Source organism: Pedomonas mirosovicensis (assembly GCF_022569295.1).
Lineage (GTDB): Bacteria > Pseudomonadota > Alphaproteobacteria > Sphingomonadales > Sphingomonadaceae > Pedomonas > Pedomonas mirosovicensis.
Genome location: NZ_JAKFIA010000002.1, coordinates 44,438 through 61,211, shown reverse-complemented (window position 1 = coordinate 61,211; position 16,774 = coordinate 44,438). Strand labels below are relative to the sequence as shown.

Below are 16,774 nucleotides of genomic sequence, written 5' to 3'. Positions count from 1 at the left end.
TCATGATGTAGGTCAGCCCGCCATCGCTTCCAGCTCGACGCCTCGGGTTTCGCGCACCATCGCCTGCACGAAGAAGAAGGAGACGAGCGCGCTGGCGGCGTAGAAGCCGTAGGTGAGGACGAGGCCGACCCCCGCCGCAAGCGCCGGGAAGCTGACGCTGATGCCGAAGTTGGCGATCCATTGGGCGAAGCCCGCCACCGCGAGGCCGGAGCCGCGGATCTGGTTGGGGAACATCTCGCCCAGCATCACCCACATCACCGGGCCCCAGCTGAGGTTGAAGAAAATCACGTAGAGATTGGCGGCAACCAGCGCCACCAGACCGGCTTGATCGGAGAGGTGCAGGCTGCCGTCGACGATGGTGGCGGTTGAAAAACTCATGGCGACGACGGCAAGCGTGATCGCCATGCCCGCCGAGCCGATCAGCAGCAGCGGCTTGCGGCCGATGCGGTCGATCAGCAGCACGGTGCACAGGCAGGCGAGGATCGAGAGGCTGCCAGAGAGAATGTTGATCTGGAGCGCATCGCTCTCGCTGAAGCCGACCGACTGCCACAGCACCGCGCCGTAGTAGAAGACGATATTGATGCCGACCAGTTGCTGGAACACGGCAAGGCCGATGCCCGCCCACACGATCTTGCGAACCCGGCCGGTGGAAGCATCGATAAGGTCAGAGAGCTTGGGCCGCTCGTGGCTGCTGCTGAGCGAGGCGCGGATTTCAACGATCTTGCGCTGCGCCTCGGCGAGGCCGAACAGGCGGGTGAGCACCGCCTCGGCCTCCGCGTCGCGGCCCTTGGCCACGAGGTAGCGCGGGCTCTCCGGAATGAACAGGAGCGCGAGGAAATAGACCAGCGCCGGGATGACCTGCATCCAGAACATCCAGCGCCACGCCGGGAAGCCCAACCAGAAGGTGGCCTGCGAGCCGCCCGCCCAATCCGCCAGCACATAGTTGGCGACGAACGCGCCGGTGAGGCCGGTGATAATCATGATCTGCTGGATGCTCGACAGGCGGCCGCGAATGCTCGCGGGCGTGACTTCGCTGATGTAAACGGGCGAGAGCACGCTGGCCGCGCCCACGCCCATGCCGCCGATGATGCGGGCGATGACGAACAGGGTCGAGGTCTCCGCCGCGCCTGCGGCGATGGCGCTGAGAATAAAGAGCACGGCGGCGATCATCATGACGCTGCGGCGGCCGATCAGGTCCGCGAGGCGCCCGGCAAGGAATGCGCCGACGGCGCAGCCGAGCAGAATGGCACCGACATTGAAGCCGGTGCCGAGCTTGCTCAGGTCGAACGCTTTTTCGAGGCCATCCTGCGTGCCGTTGATAACGCCGCTGTCATAGCCGAACATGAAGCCGCCGATGGTGGCGACGGCAACGATGGCCGCGATGAACGCCATGTTCACCTGCGTGCCGGTTCCCCGGTCGATCATTTCCTTGTTCCTCCCCAAAATGGCTGCGGTTCGTGCCGCTGCTCGTTTGGTTCATTGTTCAGTTTTCTAATTTTATCGGCGGCATGGCCAGCCCCGGCGTCGCCACGCGAAACGTGAAAAGATTGCCGGCCAGCGGCTGGTCCCTGAGGTCCGCGTCCGAGAGGCCCTTGCGCGCCGTGGTGGCATAAACCGTGCGGAAGTCTTCGCCGCCGAAGGCGATCTTGGTGACATTGGCGACGGGGAAGCGCACGAAATCGAGCAGCCTGCCGTCGGGCGCATAGCGCCGCACGCCCCAGCCGCCGAACAGGCCGATCCACAGGCAGCCTTCGCTGTCGACGGTCGGGCCGTCGGGATAGCCGTCGGCCGGCGGAACTTGCGCGAAAAGACGGGGCCGGCTCACGGTGCCGTCGGAGGCGACATCAAGCGCGTAGATGGTCCCGGCGAGGGTGTCCACGTGGTAGAGGGTTCGCCCGTCGGGCGAGAAGGCGGGGCCGTTGGTGATGATGGTCGGCGCAATCTCCGCCGCGCTCAGGTGGCCGCCCGCGTAGCGGTAGACCCGGCCGGTGGGGCGCTCCTCCGCGTCGTCCATGGTGCCGAACCACAGGCGGCCCAGAGGGTCGACCGTCGCGTCGTTCAGCCGGTTGCCCGGCAGGTCCGCCGCCGCGGGCTCCAGCGGGGTGAAGCGGCCGTCCTCGGGCGAGAACAGGTGGAGGCCGGTCTGCAACCCGGCAACCAGCCTGTCGCCGGTGGCGGGCAGCACCCAGCCGGGCTGGGCCGGGGCGAGCCAGCTTTCGAGCATGCCAGTCGCGGGGGCGAACCGGTGAAGGATCTGCCGCTTGATATCGACGAACCAGAGCTTCTGTTCGGCGGCCGACCAGCAGGGCCCTTCGCCGAGCATCGCGCCGACGGAACAGAGGCTGGTGGGCACGCCGCTTTCCATGATCAGCGCCAGCCCGCGTCGATGAAATAGCTGTGGCCGGTGCACATGCGCGCATCGTCCGAGGCGAGGAACAGCGCCATTGCCGCCACGTCCGCCGGCATCACCCGCGCCTTCAGGCACTGCTGGCTGAGGATGCGCGCCTCCTCCTCGGCGTCGTGCCAGAGGGCATCCTGGCGGGGCGTGCGGATCGCGCCGGGGACGATGGTGTTGACGCGGATGTTGTCCGCGCCGAGGTCGCGCGCCATGGCGCGGGTCATGCCCTCGATGCCCGCCTTGGCGGTCTGGTAGAGCACGATGTCGGGCAGGGCGAGGTGCCAGGAGATGGAGCCGAAATTGAGGATGACGCCGCCGCCCGCCGCCTTCATGCCTGACGCAACCGCCTGCGAGCAGAAGAACAGGTGCCGCAGGTTGACCGCCATGCGGTCGTCCCAATAGGCCGGGCTCACGTCGGCGATGGCGTGGCGGTCGTCGTTGGCGGCGTTGTTGACCAGAATTTGAATGCTGCCGATCTCGGCCTCGATGGCGGCGAGGGTGGCTTGCAGGCGCTCAATGTCGGTAAGGTTGCAGTGGTGGAAGCTGGGCCGCCAGGCGCAGTCGCTGAGCCGCTCCACAAGCGCGCGGGAGTCCGCCTCGGCGATGTCGATGAATGCCACACGCGCGCCCTGGCGGGCGAAGGCCTCGACGAGGGACGCCCCGATGCCCGAGCCGCCGCCGGTAATCAGCACGCGCCGGTCGCGCAGGCTCGGGTAAATCGCGGGTTTGAACGCTGAGGACGCAGCCTGGGACACGTATTCAATCTCCAACTTTAACAGGTACTTGTTCGGGTTCGCACTCGGGCGGCAGCGGCGCGCGGCGGCGCTTACAGGAGGCCGCGCGCGGCAAGGTTGGCCATCAGCGCCTGAATGCCCATGGTCCATGGCGCGGCGGCTTTGGAGGTGGTGACGCGGTTGACCAGCGCGCCGAGGCGCGGCGTTGAAATGTGCACGATGTCGCCGGGCTTGTGGGTGAAGCCGCGCCCGGCCTCGTCCCGGTCCTGCACGGGGGCGAACAGGGTGCCGAGCATCAGGGCGAAGCCGTCCGGATACTGGTGCTCGCTCAGCGCCTGGCGCAGCAGCTCTTCGGGATCGCGGCTGATCTCGCGCATGGAGGAGGTGCCGGTGAGGCGGTAGCCTTCCGGCCCCTCGATCCGCAAATCGATCACCGCGTCGCGCACGTCGTCCATGGTGAAGGTGGCATCGAACAGGCGGATGAACGGCCCCAGCGCGCAGGAGGCGTTGTTGTCCTTCGCCTTGCCGAGGAGGAGCGCGCTGCGCCCCTCGAAGTCGCGCAGGTTCACGTCGTTGCCGAGCGTTGCGCCCACGGCCTTGCCCGCGCCGTTGGCGATCAGCACCACCTCCGGCTCCGGGTTGTTCCAGCTGGAATCGGAGCGCACGCCCACCTCCGCGCCCCAGCCGACGGAGGAGAGCACCGGGGCCTTGGTGAAGATTTCCGCATCCGGCCCGATCGCCACTTCCAGATATTGCGACCACAGGCCTTCCTCGATGAGCACGGCCTTGAGCGCGGCGGCCTCCGCCGTGCCGGGCACGACCGAGCGGATGCTGCTGCCGACGCGCGCCTCCAGCTTGGCGCGCACGGCCGCCGCCTCGCCGGCGACGCCGCGGGCGCGCTCCTCGATCACCCGCTCGATGGCGGAGACGGCGAAGGTGACGCCCGCCGCCTTCACGCACTGGAGATCGACCGGGGAGAGGAGGGAATAGGGGGCCGCGCTGCCTGTGCCGCCGATCCCGAGCGATTCCAGATCGCCGAGCACGGTGCCTTCTAGGGAGGAAAGGGTGTCCAGCTCAAGCAGCGCGGAGACGGTGGGGGCGATGCGCGCCATGTCGTGCACCCGGCCATCGCGCACCAGAACCGGGCTGGGGCCTGCCGGGGTTTGCAGGCGGCCGACAAGCAGCCCTTCGCGCCAGTCTTCCGGCAGCATGGATGCGGCAAACAGGCCATCGGTGTGCACGGGTACTCTCCCCAACCTTCTGTTTTATTGATAGCGCTACCATGTCGTGGCGCAGCCTATCTGTCAAGCATCCCTCTAGAGGCCGGGATCGCCGATTCCCCAAACTTTCCTATCCGGCGTGGGAGAGGGCGAAGGCGACGAGCAGGCCAAGGACGACGAGGGCGCCGGTGCCTCTGTGTCCCTGCTCCACGGCTTCGGGAAGCATGGTATCGGAGATCATGGTGAGGAGCGCCCCGGCGGCCACGGCGTTGACCGTTGCCACCAGCCACGGTGCGGCCCGGCCGAGAAGGGCTGTGCCGATCAGCGCCGCGAGGCTGGACAGCACGGCAACTCCAACCCACAGGCCGATGATGTAGACCTTGCCGCTTCCGGCGCGTTTCAGGCTGATGGCGCTGGTGAGCGCCTCCGGCAGGTTGGAGAGGAAAATCGCCGCCAGCATGGCAAGGCTGATGCCGCTGCCGCGCAGCAGGCCGATGCCCAGCACGATGCATTCAGGCACGCCATCGAGCAGGGCCCCGATGGCGATGATCCTGCCGACGTCCCCCTGGCTCTGCTGGCTTTCGCCGGAGCGCCTGCGATAGCGGCCGCCCCGCTTCATGATGAGCCAGTCAGCAAAGGTGTAGGCGGCAGAGCCCGCCAGCGCCCCGGCGATGATCGGCCAGAGGCCGCCTTCCTGAAAACCGACCATGATGAGATCGTAGGCGACGGCCGAGATCAGGACGCCGCAGCCGAAGGCCATGATGCCCGCGGTGAGGCGCGCAGGAAACTGGACAGCATAGCCAAGGGCCGCGCCGATCAGCAGCGACGAGGCCCCCAGCAGCGACCACAACCCGGCTTCAAGCCACACCGGCATGATCTGCTCTCCCATATTGATGATGAAGGTACGAAGAGGCAGGCCAGGGGTTGAACGCGGGTCGCAAAAAAAGACCCCCGCTGAGGGGGTCTTTTCCAGGAGCGGCCTTGAGCGCCGGGTTACATGAACGGCTTGCCGCCGGTCACCGCCACGGTCGCGCCGGAGACGTAGCTGGCCTCGTCGCTCGCCAGCATCACGTAAACCGGGGCCAGCTCCCGCGGCTGGGCCGGGCGGCCGATGGGATAGGCCTTGCCCAGGTCCTTCACCGTCTCGGGCGGCATGGTGGAGGGCAGCAGCGGCGTCCACACCGGCCCCGGCGCGACGCAGTTGGCGCGGATGTCCTTCTCCGCCAACAGCTGGGCGAGCCCGGCCGTGAAGTTCTGGATCGCCCCCTTGGTGGCGGCATAGGCGAGCAGCGTCGGGTTGGGCTTGTCCGCGTTGATGGAGGTGGTGTTGATGATCGCCCCGCCCGCCTTCATGTGCGGCACCGCCGCCTTGGTGAGGTAGAACATCGAATGGATGTTGGTGCGGAAGGTGGCATCCCACTCCTCGTCGGGAATGTCGCCCAGCTCCTCGTAGGTCATCTGGTGGGCGGCGTTGTTGACCAGAACGTCGATCCGCCCGAATTCCTTGACCGCCCTGTCGATGATCGAGCGGCAATGGTTCGCGTCCTGAATGTCGCCGGGCACCAGCACCGCCTTGCGCCCGGCTTCCTCCACCCAGCGGGCGGTCTCCTTGGCGTCGTCATGCTCGCTCAGGTAGGAAATCAGCACGTCCGCGCCTTCGCGGGCGAAGGCGATGGCGATGGCCCGGCCGATGCCGCTGTCCGCGCCGGTGATAACGGCCTTCTTGTCCTGAAGGCGGCCGGAGCCCTTGTAGCTGTCCTCGCCGTGGTCCGGCCTTGGCGTCATCTCCCCGGTGGTGCCGGGCGTCTCCTGCTGCTGCTCAGGGATCGGCGGCTTGACCTCGTCGCGCTTGTCCATGCCTTACTCCTTCTTGTCCGTGCCCGGTTCGGCCAGCCCGCGATGGGCCTGCGCCCCGGCGGGGGCCGGGATGATGTCGCTGACCGCGCTCATCACCTTGTTCTTGAGGGTGGGCACAACCTTGTGCTTGCCCTCCATCAGCGCCTCGAAGGCTGCCTTGGCCACCTCGGCGGGGTCGTCCTTGTTCTCCATGGTCCCGGCCTTGGTATCCATCATCTCGGCGCGCTCGAAAAAGGCGGTGTCGGTGACGCCGGGCATCAGCACCGTCACTGTGATGCCGGTGTCCTTCAGCTCGTTCCGCAGCGCCTCGCCGAAGGAGCGCAGGAAAACCTTGGTCGCGCCGTAAACCGCCTCGAACGGGGCAGGGTGGCTGGCGGCAATGGAGGAGGTGAAAAGAATTTTGCCATGCTCGCGGGCGGCCATGTCCCGCAATACCAGCTTGGTCAGTTGCACCGCGCCGCGCACGTTGAGGTCGATCATCCTGAGTTCGCGCCGGAGGTCCGTCTCCACGAACGGGCCGTTGAGGCCGACGCCCGCATTGACGCACAGCACATCGACCGGGCGGCCCTGGAGCGCTTGATAAAGGCTCTCGACCCCCTCTTCGCGCGCCAGGTCGCTGGCGTGGGTTTTCACCCGCGCGCCGTCCGCCATCAGCCTGGCGCGGGCCTCCTCCAGATGCTGCAGGTTCTCGGCGGCGATCAGCACGTCGTAGCCGTGGCTGGCGAATTCCTGCGCCAGCGCGTAGCCGATGCCGCTCGACCCGCCGGTTACAAGCGCAAGCGGCCTGATCTCGTCTGCGGCCATGGCGATCTCCCAGGGTTCCTCTTGCGAACCCGCGACACTGGGCCCGGTTCCCTGGGGCGAGGGCGCAAGCGCCGCCCAGCGTTGCAGGCGCGCCGCCATGCGGCGCACGTGGCTGCCCGGCCAATAGATCCGGCGGCAGGCGGGGCAGGCGCGGAACGGGCCCGGCAGGGCCTCCGTCCCGGCCGGCAGGGCGGCAAGGTCCTCCGGCTTTGCGGGAACGAGGCAGGTGTTATCGACGAGGCAGCGCTCGAACGGGGCTTCCTGCCAGTCGAGCCCCAGCCGCTGGCTGAGGAAAGCCGCCTGCGCGTCCAGCGGCTCGGGCAGCAGGAGGGCCACCTCGCCGCCGAGCGCCGCCAGAGAGCGGTCGCGGGTCAGCAGCCACCGGCCTTCTTCACGGGCTTGCCGGACGAGATCGCGGTCCGCAACGCCGGGTTCGGCCATCACGGCGTCGTGCCCGGCGGCGCGCAGCCAGCGGGCCAGCCCCGCCAGCATCTCGTCGCACAGCAGCCGCATGGTCCCGCTGTCAGGACGCGAAAATGCGGATCAGGAACGCGAGGACGACGATGCCAGCGAGCCCGGCGATGAAGATGATGCGGCGGGTGCGCGTCCTGAGGATGATCTCGCCGCCGCGCACGTCCTCAGCGCTGTATTCGGGCTGGGCGTTGCTCTGCGGCGCGCCCTGCTGCGGGCGAGGGGGCGTTGGCTCGGGATTTTTCATCACCGGACTGCCTTTTCCAGCTCCGCCTTGCTCATGCGGGAGCGGCCGGGGACATCCTGCTGCCGGGCCTTCTCGTAAAGCTCGGCCTTGGTCTGCCCGCTGCTGGCGCGGCGCTGGCGGGAGGCGCCCTTGTCCTGGTCCTGATCCCGGTCGCTGGCCCGGCTTTGCCTGCCGCCTTCCTGCTGCTGTTGGGAGGTCTCCCCCTTGCGCTCCCGCGCCTTGGTCTCGCGCAAGCGCTCCCGGTTCTCCTCGGGGCTCTGCTGGTTGGAGGCGCCGGCCTCGCTCAGGCCAATGGCAATGGCCTGACGCGGGTTCTTCACCTTCCTGCCGTGGCTGGTCTCCAGCTCGCCATGCTTGAACTCGTGCATGACGCGCTCCACGGTCTCCTTCTGATCCTTCGATTGCTTGGCCATCGTCCTCAACTCCCTGGCCGGCCCACACATCGTTCAACGCGTCATTCGGCCGTGGGTTGAGCCTTCGGCTCCAAAAGCCTGCGCCGCCGGAAGTCGAAACGGAGCGAGACCCCACCCGGACATGCCCCGTAAAGCCCCGCAAAGGCCCCTTACAGCGCGATTCCGGGCCCGCCCGCTACCACCCTAGCGGAGATAGGTAAAAACCTCTCAGTGAGCGTTTAAACCCCATTAACGTTGATTTGCGTATTTGGTTATTTTTGTGTTTGGTGATTATCCATTTATGCAGGAGGGTCGCAGACCCTCCTGCACCTCCCCTTCGTTTATCGGGACGCACCCGGTCACGGCAGCGCGCAAGCTGAAGTCCAGTGAGCGCCCTGGCCTATGCAGGACACGGCCCGAAAAAAACGAAGGGAGGATTTTAAGGGGGTCCGAGACCCCCTTAAAGTTTATTCATTAAAACACCTTCACATCACTGCAAGTTCACGAACGCGCCGCCGTCCACCAGCAGGGCTGCGCCGGTGACGTATTGGGCGAGGTCGGAGGCGAGGAAGACGATGGGTCCGGCGAGGTCTTCCGGCTGGCCGAGGCGGCCGAGCGGCACGCGGCCTTCCATGTATTTGCGCTTGGCCTCGTCGGCGAGGTCTTCCTTGTTGATGTCGGTGAGGATGGTGCCGGGCAGCACGGAGTTGCAGCGGATGCCGTGCTTGCCGAGCGCGATGGCGGCGGACTGCATGAGCGAGTGCACGCCCGCCTTGGTGGGGGTATAGTGGGTCTGGTACTCGCCGCCGACGAGTGCCGAGATGGAGCTGACGGCGATGATGGCGCCGCCGTGGCCTTGTTTGACCATCTGGTTGGCGGCGGCCTGCACCATGTAATAGGCCCCGTGCAGGTTCACCCGCATGGTGCGCTCGAAGGTGTCGACCGGCATGTCGAGGAAGGCGTGGAAGGGGCAGATGCCGGCGTTGTTGACGAACACGTCCACCTTGCCGAAGGCCTCGACCGCGCGGGCGATGAAGTCCTGCGCCGTCTCCGGCTCGGCGACATCGCCCTTCACCGCGATGGCGCGCTGCCCGAGCGCCTCGATCTCGGCGACCGCCGATTCCGCGCCAGCATCATTGCCCGCGTAGTTGATCGCCACATCCGCGCCGTGCTGCGCCGCGCCGATGGCGGCGGCCCGGCCGATGCCGCCGGATGCGCCGGTGATGAGAACGGTCTTGCCTTCGAGCAGCTTGGTCAATTGTCCCTCCCCTTGTGTTGCGGGCCTATCGTTTGGGCCGCCCGCGCGCGGCCTGCGCCTGCTTCTCCGGGTTCCACCCGAGTTCGCGGCTGATGGAATTGGCGGTGCCGACCACCTCTTGCGACAGCGCCGCCATGCGGTCGTCATCCATATACTGCGCGGCGCTGGAGACGCTGATCGCACCTAAGATGCGGCCGCTGGCATCACGGATGGGCGCGGCGACACAGCGGATCTGGTCCTCGTTTTCCTCCAGGTCGAAGGTGCGCCCGGCGTCCACATAGCCGGTCATGCGCTTCAGCCAGGTTTTGTAATCGACCGAGGGCTTCACCTTGCGCTTTTCCAGCTCGAACAGCTCCTGCCAGCGCGACGGCTCTTCATCGAGCAGCAGCGCCTTGCCGAGGCCGGTGGAGGTGAGGGGGTGCCGGTCGCCCACGCGGCTGCTGATGACGATGCGGCGACGGCCCGGAATCTTGTCGAGGTAGAGGGCGCTGTCGCCGTCGCGCACGCCCAGGTGCACCGTGTCTTCCGACTGCTGGGCCAGCACCTCGAGCCACGGGTGGGCGATCTGCACCAGGTCTGCCTGCTGCTGCGCCTGAAAGCCCAGCTCCAGCAGCTTGGGGCCGAGCTGGTAGCCGCGCCCGGGCACGAAGGTGAGATAGCGCCGCTCGGTCAGAGCATTGGCGAGCCGGTGGGTGGTGCTGCGGGTGAGCCCCAGGTGCGCGGCAAGCTCCCCGAGCGAGATGGGGCCTTCCGCAACGCCTTCCAGCACATCCAGGCCCCGCAGCAGGGTCTGGCTGCCGGACGGTGCGCGCGACGTATCGGCGGACTTTTTCTCGCCGGTCTTGCTGCTATCGATTGACGTGCGTTGTCTCATCACTTAAGATCCTATCCCATAATATGGAAAAGCCAAGCGAAAAACCACGGCTGGGGAACGATGGCCCGAAATGCGAAGAACCGAGAAAATGGCATGGCCCTTCCGGGCTTTGCCTTCCTCTTCAGTCTTGCCTGATTCGCAATAGCTTCCCAACATGTGGAATAGCCTTAGGCCTTTGAGGGAGAGCGCGCCAGCATGAACTTGCCCAGGATCAAACAGGTGCGGGCCTATGTCGTCCGCGGCGGCGGCGCGGACTATCACGATCAGGGCGAGGGCCACTGGATCGACGATCACATCGCAACGCCCATGAGCCGGTATCCGGAATATCGCCAGAGCCGCCAGAGCTTCGGCATCAACGTGCTCGGCACGCTGGTGGTGGAGATCGAGGCGACGGACGGCACGGTGGGCTTCGCGGTGACGACCGGCGGCGAGCCTGCCGCCTATATCGTCGAGAAGCATCTCTCCCGCTTCCTCGAAGGGCGCAGCCCCGCCGAATACGAGAAGATCTGGGACCAGATGTATTTCTCCACCCAATACTACGGCCGCAAGGGGCTGGTGGTGAACGCCATCTCGGGCGTCGATCTTGCCCTGTGGGACCTCCTCGGCAAGCTGCGGCAGGAGCCGGTCTATCACATGCTGGGCGGCGCGGTGCGGGACGAGCTGCAATTCTACGCCACCGGCGCGCGGCCGGACCTGGCGAAAGAAATGGGCTTCATCGGCGGCAAGATGCCGCTCCACCACGGCCCGGCCGAAGGCGAGGAGGGCTTGCATAAAAATATCGCGGAACTCGCCGAAATGCGGAGCCGGGTGGGCGAGGATTTCTGGCTGATGTTCGACTGCTGGATGGCGCTCGATGTGAACTACGCCGTCCGCCTCGCGCACCGTGCGCGGGAGTTCGGCCTCAAGTGGATCGAGGAGGCGCTGAGCCCCGACGACTACTGGGGCTATGCGGAGCTGAAACGCAATGCGCCCGCGGGCATGCTGGTGACGACCGGCGAGCATGAGGCGACCCGCTGGGGCTTCCGCATGCTGCTGGAGATGGACTGCTGCGACATCATCCAGCCGGACGTGGGCTGGTGCGGCGGCGTTACCGAACTCCTGAAAATCTCGGCGCTGGCCGATGCGCGCGGCAAGCTGGTCGTGCCGCACGGCTCCTCAGTTTACAGCTATCATTTCGTCATCACCCGCCACAACAGCCCGTTCGCCGAGTTTTTGATGATGGCCCCGAAGGCGGACGAGGTGGTGCCCATGTTCCACCCGCAGCTGCTGGGCGAGCCCATTCCCGAGAAGGGCCGGATGCGCGCGAGCGTGCTCGACAAGCCGGGCTTCGGCGTCGAGCTCAACCGCGACATCGCCCTTCACCGCCCCTACACCCATTAAGGAAAGTACCCGTACATGAAACTGTTGCGCTATGGTCCCAAGGGACAGGAAAAGCCGGGTCTCTTGGATGCGGACGGCAAGCTCCGCGATCTCTCCGGCCATGTCTCCGACATCACTCCCGCCGAGGTGACGCCGGGCGCGCTTGAGCGGCTGAAGGCGATCGATCCGGCCTCGTTGCCGCTGGTGGAAGGCCAGCCCCGTTACGGCGTGCCGGTGAACGGCATCGGCAAGTTCATCGCCATCGGCCTCAACTACGCGGACCATGCGAAGGAGTCCGGCCTCGAGCCGCCGCCGGAGCCGATTTTCTTCACCAAGGCCATTTCCTGCCTCAACGGCCCCAATGATGAGGTGATGATCCCGCGCGGTTCGCAAAAGACCGACTGGGAGGTGGAGCTGGGCGTCATTATCGGCAAGACCTGCCGCTATGTGGAGGAGGCCGATGCGCTGTCGCGCGTGGCGGGCTACGTGCTGGCGAACGACGTATCGGAGCGCGCCTTTCAGAAGGAGCTGGGCTCCCAGTGGGACAAGGGCAAGGGCTGCGACACCTTCGGCCCCGTCGGCCCGTGGCTGGCAACGCCCGATGAAATCCCGGACCCGCAGAACCTCGACATGTTCCTCGACGTGAACGGCAAGCGGATGCAGACCGGCAATACGCGGACGATGATTTTCCCCGTTGCCGAATGCATCAGCTACGTCAGCCGCTTCATCACGCTCCACCCCGGCGACCTCCTCATCACCGGCACGCCGCCGGGCGTGGGCGAGGGGCAGAAGCCCGAGAAGATTTTCCTGAAGCCGGGCGATGAAATGCATCTCGGCATCACCGGCCTCGGCGAGCAGCGGCAGAAGGTCGTCGCCTGGCGCAACCTGAACGACGAGGCCTGACATGACCGTATTTCAGGGACGTTTCGAAGGGCGGACCGCGATCATCACCGGCGGCGCTTCGGGTCTCGGCCTTGAAGTCGGTCGGCGCATCGTGGCGGAGGGCGGCCGCGTCGTCCTGTGGGACATCAACGCGGACAACCTCGCCCGCGCCCAGGCGGAGGTGGGGGCAGAGCACGTCATCGCGGTCGACGTCTCCGACGAGGACGCGGTGGCGCGGGCGGTGGAGGAGAGCAACCGCATCCTCGGCCGCATCGATGTGATGGTGGCCAGCGCCGGGATCACCGGCGCGACCGCCCCCGTGCACGAATTTCCCGCCGACAGCTTCCGCCGCGTGATCGAGATCAACCTCTACGGCATTTTCTACTGCTGCCGCGCGGTGGTGCCCTACATGCTCGCCAACGGCTACGGCCGCATCGTCAACGTGGCCTCGGTCGCGGGCAAGGAGGGCAACCCCAACGCCAGCGCCTATTCGGCCTCGAAAGCGGCGGTGATCGGCTTCACCAAGTCGCTCGGCAAGGAGCTGGCGACGCGCGGCGTGCTCGTCAACAGCGTCACGCCCGCCACCTTCGAGAGCCCGATCCTCGAACAGTTGCCGCAAAGCCAGATCGATTTCATGCGCTCGAAAATCCCGATGGGCCGTCTGGGCCGGGTGGAGGAAACCGCCGCGATGGTGTGCTTCATGGCGAGCGAGGAATGCAGCTTCACCACCGCTTCCACCTTCGATACATCGGGGGGACGCACGACCTACTGATCCTGCGCCGTAGTCCTGTGCATCCGGGGGGAGGAAGCAATGCGGGATATTCCATTCGTCGATGCCCATGTGCATTTGTGGGACCTGGGGCGACTTTCCTATCCGTGGCTGACGCCGCCTTTTTCGGACGACGGCCCCAACGGCAACGTGGAGCCTATCGCCCGCACCTATTCTCTCGACGATTATCTGGCGGACGCCGACGGCTGGACGATCGCCGGAATGGTGCATGTGGACGCGGGCGCGGCGGCTGAGGCTGCGCTCGAGGAAACCCGCTGGCTGCAGGACATGGCGGATGGCCGGGGGCTGCCGAACGGCATCGTCGCCTTCGCAGCGCTTGATGACCCGAACGTGGAGCAGCTTCTGGCGGCGCACGCGGCCCACGCCAACATGCGCGGCATCCGCCACATCGTCAACTGGCACCCGGACTCGCGCCGCACCTACACGCCCCGCGACGTGACCGGCGATCCGGCATGGCAGCGCGGCTTCTCTGCCCTGCAAAAATACGGCCTGTCGTTCGACCTGCAATGCTACCCCGGCCAGTTCGCCAACGTCGCCGCGGCCATCGCGCGCAATCCGGAGACGCCCGTCATCCTCAACCACTGCGGCATGCCGGTCGATGGCCTCGAGCATTGGCGGCAGGAGGTGGCGCGGCTGGCCGAGCTGCCCAACGTGTTCGTCAAACTCTCCGGCTTCGGCTTCATCAAGCGCGACTGGCAGCCGGAAGACATGAAGCCCTTCGCCCTTGAGGTGATCGAGCGCTTCGGGCCAGAGCGGGTGCTGTTCGCCAGCGATTTTCCAACCGACAAACTGTTCTCGTCCTGTGGGCAGATTCTGGAAACCTTCGCCGATATCGCCGCAGGTTTCAGCGAGGACGAGCGGCGGGACATGTTCGGCCGCAATGCCAACCGGGTCTACCGACTGGGGCTGGATATTTGACAAGGGGAGAGACCTTCATGCGCCGCATCGCACCCTTCGCGCTCGCGCTGCTGCTTGCCACCGGAACCGCAGCCTGCGCCCAGGCCCCGCAAGCGCCGTCCGACGTGGCAGCGGAAGCGCCGCTGACGCTGGAGACCATGCGCCTGCACGACCCCTTCATCGTCGCGGACAAAAAGACCCGCACCTATTACCTCTTCACCTCCAACATCGAGGAGGCGAGCGGGGACAAACGCGTCGGCACCATGCTCTACACGAGCAAGGATTTGCGCCACTGGACCCGGCCGAAGCTGGTCTTCACCGTGCCTGAAGGCATCTGGGGCGTAGCGGGCGCCTGGGCCCCCGAGGTGCACCAGTGGCAGGGCAAGTGGTATCTCTTCACCACCCTCCACAACGAGGCGCTGACCCTGCCGCAGGAGGGCAAGCGCAGCCCCTACCGGCGCGGCACCATCCTCGCCGTCGCCGACAAGCCGGAAGGGCCCTACCGGGTGGTCCGCAACGGCGAACCCATCGTGCCCGCCTCCGACATGACGCTCGACGGCCACCTCTATGTGGAAAACGGCAAGCCGTGGCTGGTCTATGCCCACGAGTGGGTGCAAACGACCGACGGCACCATGGAAGCCGTCCCGCTCGACGAAACCCTCGCCGTTGCCGGGCCGCCCAAGCTGCTGTTCCGTGCCAGCGACGCGCCGTGGGTGAAAGGCCAGCCCCAAAGCGGGCCGGATGACCTCGTCTACGTCACCGACGGCCCGTGGCTCCACCGCACCAAAACCGGCAAGCTCGTCATGCTGTGGTCCAGCTACGGCGCGGACGGCTACAATCAGGCCCAGGCGCGCTCCACCTCCGGCACGCTCGATGGCCCATGGGAGCAACTGCCGCCGCTCGTCGGCGGCTCCAGCGGCCACGGCATGCTGTTCCGCACCTTCGAGGGCCAGCTGATGATGGTGCTCCACCGGCCCTTCGGCGCGAAAGCGCGCGGCAAGCTCTATGAAATCGACGACAGCGGCGATGCCCTGCACATCATCCGTCAGCGCATCGATCTGGACGGCGACGCGCGCTGAGGGTTTTTACTTCGTTACAAAGGGATTTTTTGCAGGGGGATCTCGATCCCCCTGCACTCCCTATTCGTTTGCACGGGCCGCGCCCTCCATGGGCCGAGATGCTTCGTGAGCAGATGTGTTGTCGCACACCAATTCGGCCGGGTGCATCCAATAAAATACGATAGGGGTTCCAAGGGGGTCCAAGACCCCCTTGGTTATATCATTCAAAAAAGAAGTTCAGTCCGCCACGGGCGCGACAGGCACCACCATCAGGCCGAGGTTTTTACCGCCCGAGAGCATTCCGGACTGGATGAGGATACGGGTGCCGTCCGGGCTGAAGCTGGGATGGGTGTGGTTGGGGCGCATCCGGTGGCCGGTGGTGAGCAGCGTGCGCTTGTTGTTTTTGCGGTCGATCAGCCAGACGTTGCCGTCGAAGTCGTCGCCAGCGGCCCAGCGGCCATCGTAGGTGACGCCGTTGTGCCAGTAGCCGCCGGTGCTGGTGTCGTCCTGCGGGATGTTGGGATCGGTGAAGTTGGCGAGTTCGGTGCGCTTGAAGTCTTTGATGGGAATTTGCCCCAGATGTTCCACCGTGTCGTCGCGCAGGGAGACGACGAGGATGCCGGTGGCGGCCTTGCGCAGGTCGCGCTTGTGGCCCATCAGGTTGAAGATCACGTGGTCGGCGTCGGCGAACTGTTCGTGGGTCACCCAGTCGGTCGGGCCTTCCTTGAACACCGGGCGGTTGCCGGTGCCGTCGGCTTTCACGATCCACATGCGCTGGGGCGCGTCGCCCCCGGTCTCGTTGCAGTAGAGGATTTCGCCGGGCACGAACGGGTTGGCCTGCACGTGGCCCATGCGGAACGGCGTTTCGATGACGGTGCGGACCGCGCCGGTTGCGAGGTCGATCGCGCGCAGGCCGCCCGGCACCTGCGGCACCGGCTGGCCGGGCTGGCGCGGCGGCGCGCGGCGGGCATCGAAGCCGACGTAGGCGGTTTTCTCGTCCGCATCCAGCGTGAAGCCGCCCGCCTCGATATGGTCTTCGGGCAGGGTGGCAACGATGCGCTCATAGCCTTGCCCGCGCATTTTGCCCGCGGCCGAATCCGCCAGGAGCGGCGTTAAATCCACTTCGATCAGCTGGGTGCGGCCCGCCTCGCCGTTGCGGCGCATGTAGTAGAGCTTGTTGGAGCGGCGGGCGACATTGAGGCTGCCGGTGCCGACGCCCGGCCCGTCGGTGAGCTGGACGATATCCCCGGTGATTTCGTTGACGGCGAAGGCCTCGGGCGTGCCGTCCTTGTCGCGGTCGCCGGAGGGGAAGATGATGTGGATGCCGTCATGGGCCCACTGCGGGTGGGTGGGGTAGTTCTTGCCGTCCTTGTAGCGGCCGGAGGTGAGCACGGTGAGCGGCACGCCGGTCGTGCGATCGACGATGCTCGTCTTCTCCGGCGGGAAGCGGCGGCCCACATCGGAGGCGTGAGCGGCAGTGGCGGCCAGCGCCACGGCGGCAACGGCGGTGAACAGGGGCAGGCGCATGTTGGT

At 66.4% G+C, this 16,774-nt stretch carries 17 protein-coding genes; 5 read left to right on the top strand and 12 right to left on the bottom strand.

The features are described 5' to 3' along the window. Nucleotides 1-12 precede the first annotated feature (12 nt). From L0C21_RS13300 to L0C21_RS13250, 11 genes are all read right to left on the bottom strand, one after another. Nucleotides 13-1,425 (bottom strand): sugar porter family MFS transporter, encoded by a 1,413-nt coding sequence (locus L0C21_RS13300; protein ID WP_259278929.1) that lies wholly within the window; start codon nt 1,423-1,425, stop codon nt 13-15. Between the two features lie 58 nt (nt 1,426-1,483). Then, nucleotides 1,484-2,365, bottom strand: a complete 882-nt coding sequence (locus L0C21_RS13295) for an SMP-30/gluconolactonase/LRE family protein (RefSeq protein ID WP_259278928.1) — start codon at nt 2,363-2,365, stop codon at nt 1,484-1,486. A 2-nt stretch (nt 2,366-2,367) separates the two neighbouring features. Continuing rightward, nucleotides 2,368-3,153, bottom strand: coding sequence for a D-xylose 1-dehydrogenase (gene xylB, locus L0C21_RS13290; protein WP_259278927.1), 786 nt, complete (start codon nt 3,151-3,153; stop codon nt 2,368-2,370). A gap of 71 nt (nt 3,154-3,224) precedes the next feature. Beyond that, on the bottom strand, nt 3,225-4,343 hold the full coding sequence (locus tag L0C21_RS13285) for a fumarylacetoacetate hydrolase family protein (protein ID WP_259279513.1): 1,119 nt from the start codon (nt 4,341-4,343) through the stop codon (nt 3,225-3,227). Nucleotides 4,344-4,482: 139 nt separating this feature from the next. Then, on the bottom strand, nt 4,483-5,226 hold the full coding sequence (locus L0C21_RS13280; protein WP_259278926.1) for a ZIP family metal transporter: 744 nt from the start codon (nt 5,224-5,226) through the stop codon (nt 4,483-4,485). A gap of 119 nt (nt 5,227-5,345) precedes the next feature. Then, on the bottom strand, nt 5,346-6,209 hold the full coding sequence (locus L0C21_RS13275; protein ID WP_259278925.1) for a glucose 1-dehydrogenase: 864 nt from the start codon (nt 6,207-6,209) through the stop codon (nt 5,346-5,348). Nucleotides 6,210-6,212: 3 nt separating this feature from the next. Beyond that, complete coding sequence (locus tag L0C21_RS13270) at nt 6,213-7,526, bottom strand: SDR family NAD(P)-dependent oxidoreductase (protein ID WP_259278924.1); 1,314 nt, start codon at nt 7,524-7,526, stop codon at nt 6,213-6,215. A 10-nt stretch (nt 7,527-7,536) separates the two neighbouring features. Beyond that, the gene (locus L0C21_RS13265) at nt 7,537-7,731 is read right to left on the bottom strand and encodes a hypothetical protein (RefSeq protein ID WP_259278923.1); all 195 of its coding nucleotides are present in this window, start codon (nt 7,729-7,731) and stop codon (nt 7,537-7,539) included. Beyond that, nucleotides 7,731-8,144, bottom strand: a complete 414-nt coding sequence (locus tag L0C21_RS13260) for a DUF6496 domain-containing protein (RefSeq protein WP_259278922.1) — start codon at nt 8,142-8,144, stop codon at nt 7,731-7,733. Before L0C21_RS13260 ends, L0C21_RS13265 begins: the two co-directional genes overlap by 1 nt. Before the next feature lie 469 nt (nt 8,145-8,613). After that, on the bottom strand, nt 8,614-9,381 hold the full coding sequence (gene lra1 / locus L0C21_RS13255) for an L-rhamnose 1-dehydrogenase Lra1 (RefSeq protein WP_259278921.1): 768 nt from the start codon (nt 9,379-9,381) through the stop codon (nt 8,614-8,616). Nucleotides 9,382-9,406: 25 nt separating this feature from the next. Beyond that, the gene (locus tag L0C21_RS13250) at nt 9,407-10,255 is read right to left on the bottom strand and encodes an IclR family transcriptional regulator (protein WP_259278920.1); all 849 of its coding nucleotides are present in this window, start codon (nt 10,253-10,255) and stop codon (nt 9,407-9,409) included. 195 nt (nt 10,256-10,450) lie between these two features. Here L0C21_RS13250 and rhmD point away from each other — a divergent pair, with 195 nt between their 5' ends. From rhmD to L0C21_RS13225, 5 genes are read left to right on the top strand one after another with little or no spacing between them, the layout of a single operon-like run. Beyond that, on the top strand, nt 10,451-11,635 hold the full coding sequence (gene rhmD, locus L0C21_RS13245; RefSeq protein WP_259278919.1) for an L-rhamnonate dehydratase: 1,185 nt from the start codon (nt 10,451-10,453) through the stop codon (nt 11,633-11,635). Between the two features lie 15 nt (nt 11,636-11,650). After that, complete coding sequence (locus tag L0C21_RS13240) at nt 11,651-12,517, top strand: 2,4-didehydro-3-deoxy-L-rhamnonate hydrolase (protein ID WP_259278918.1); 867 nt, start codon at nt 11,651-11,653, stop codon at nt 12,515-12,517. A gap of 1 nt (nt 12,518) precedes the next feature. Further along, the gene (locus tag L0C21_RS13235) at nt 12,519-13,268 is read left to right on the top strand and encodes an SDR family NAD(P)-dependent oxidoreductase (RefSeq protein WP_259278917.1); all 750 of its coding nucleotides are present in this window, start codon (nt 12,519-12,521) and stop codon (nt 13,266-13,268) included. A gap of 39 nt (nt 13,269-13,307) precedes the next feature. Further along, nucleotides 13,308-14,204 (top strand): amidohydrolase family protein, encoded by an 897-nt coding sequence (locus tag L0C21_RS13230; RefSeq protein ID WP_259278916.1) that lies wholly within the window; start codon nt 13,308-13,310, stop codon nt 14,202-14,204. Nucleotides 14,205-14,221: 17 nt separating this feature from the next. Beyond that, nucleotides 14,222-15,262 carry a glycoside hydrolase family 43 protein gene (locus L0C21_RS13225; RefSeq protein ID WP_259278915.1) on the top strand — a complete coding sequence of 347 codons (1,041 nt, stop codon included), beginning with the start codon at nt 14,222-14,224 and terminating at the stop codon, nt 15,260-15,262. Nucleotides 15,263-15,478: 216 nt separating this feature from the next. On the opposite strand, the gene L0C21_RS13220 is transcribed toward L0C21_RS13225, so the two are convergent. Next, nucleotides 15,479-16,768 carry an oligogalacturonate lyase family protein gene (locus L0C21_RS13220; RefSeq protein ID WP_259278914.1) on the bottom strand — a complete coding sequence of 430 codons (1,290 nt, stop codon included), beginning with the start codon at nt 16,766-16,768 and terminating at the stop codon, nt 15,479-15,481. Nucleotides 16,769-16,774 lie beyond the last annotated feature (6 nt).

Coding starts and splice junctions, on each gene's coding strand:
- L0C21_RS13300 (WP_259278929.1), bottom strand. CDS start 1,425: ATGATCGACCGGGGAACCGGCACGCAGGTGAACATGGCGTTCATCGCG.
- L0C21_RS13295 (WP_259278928.1), bottom strand. CDS start 2,365: ATGGAAAGCGGCGTGCCCACCAGCCTCTGTTCCGTCGGCGCGATGCTC.
- L0C21_RS13285 (WP_259279513.1), bottom strand. CDS start 4,343: ATGCTGCCGGAAGACTGGCGCGAAGGGCTGCTTGTCGGCCGCCTGCAA.
- L0C21_RS13280 (WP_259278926.1), bottom strand. CDS start 5,226: ATGCCGGTGTGGCTTGAAGCCGGGTTGTGGTCGCTGCTGGGGGCCTCG.
- L0C21_RS13275 (WP_259278925.1), bottom strand. CDS start 6,209: ATGGACAAGCGCGACGAGGTCAAGCCGCCGATCCCTGAGCAGCAGCAG.
- L0C21_RS13270 (WP_259278924.1), bottom strand. CDS start 7,526: ATGCGGCTGCTGTGCGACGAGATGCTGGCGGGGCTGGCCCGCTGGCTG.
- L0C21_RS13265 (WP_259278923.1), bottom strand. CDS start 7,731: ATGAAAAATCCCGAGCCAACGCCCCCTCGCCCGCAGCAGGGCGCGCCG.
- L0C21_RS13260 (WP_259278922.1), bottom strand. CDS start 8,144: ATGGCCAAGCAATCGAAGGATCAGAAGGAGACCGTGGAGCGCGTCATG.
- L0C21_RS13250 (WP_259278920.1), bottom strand. CDS start 10,255: ATGAGACAACGCACGTCAATCGATAGCAGCAAGACCGGCGAGAAAAAG.
- rhmD (WP_259278919.1), top strand. CDS start 10,451: ATGAACTTGCCCAGGATCAAACAGGTGCGGGCCTATGTCGTCCGCGGC.
- L0C21_RS13240 (WP_259278918.1), top strand. CDS start 11,651: ATGAAACTGTTGCGCTATGGTCCCAAGGGACAGGAAAAGCCGGGTCTC.
- L0C21_RS13235 (WP_259278917.1), top strand. CDS start 12,519: ATGACCGTATTTCAGGGACGTTTCGAAGGGCGGACCGCGATCATCACC.
- L0C21_RS13230 (WP_259278916.1), top strand. CDS start 13,308: ATGCGGGATATTCCATTCGTCGATGCCCATGTGCATTTGTGGGACCTG.
- L0C21_RS13225 (WP_259278915.1), top strand. CDS start 14,222: ATGCGCCGCATCGCACCCTTCGCGCTCGCGCTGCTGCTTGCCACCGGA.
- L0C21_RS13220 (WP_259278914.1), bottom strand. CDS start 16,768: ATGCGCCTGCCCCTGTTCACCGCCGTTGCCGCCGTGGCGCTGGCCGCC.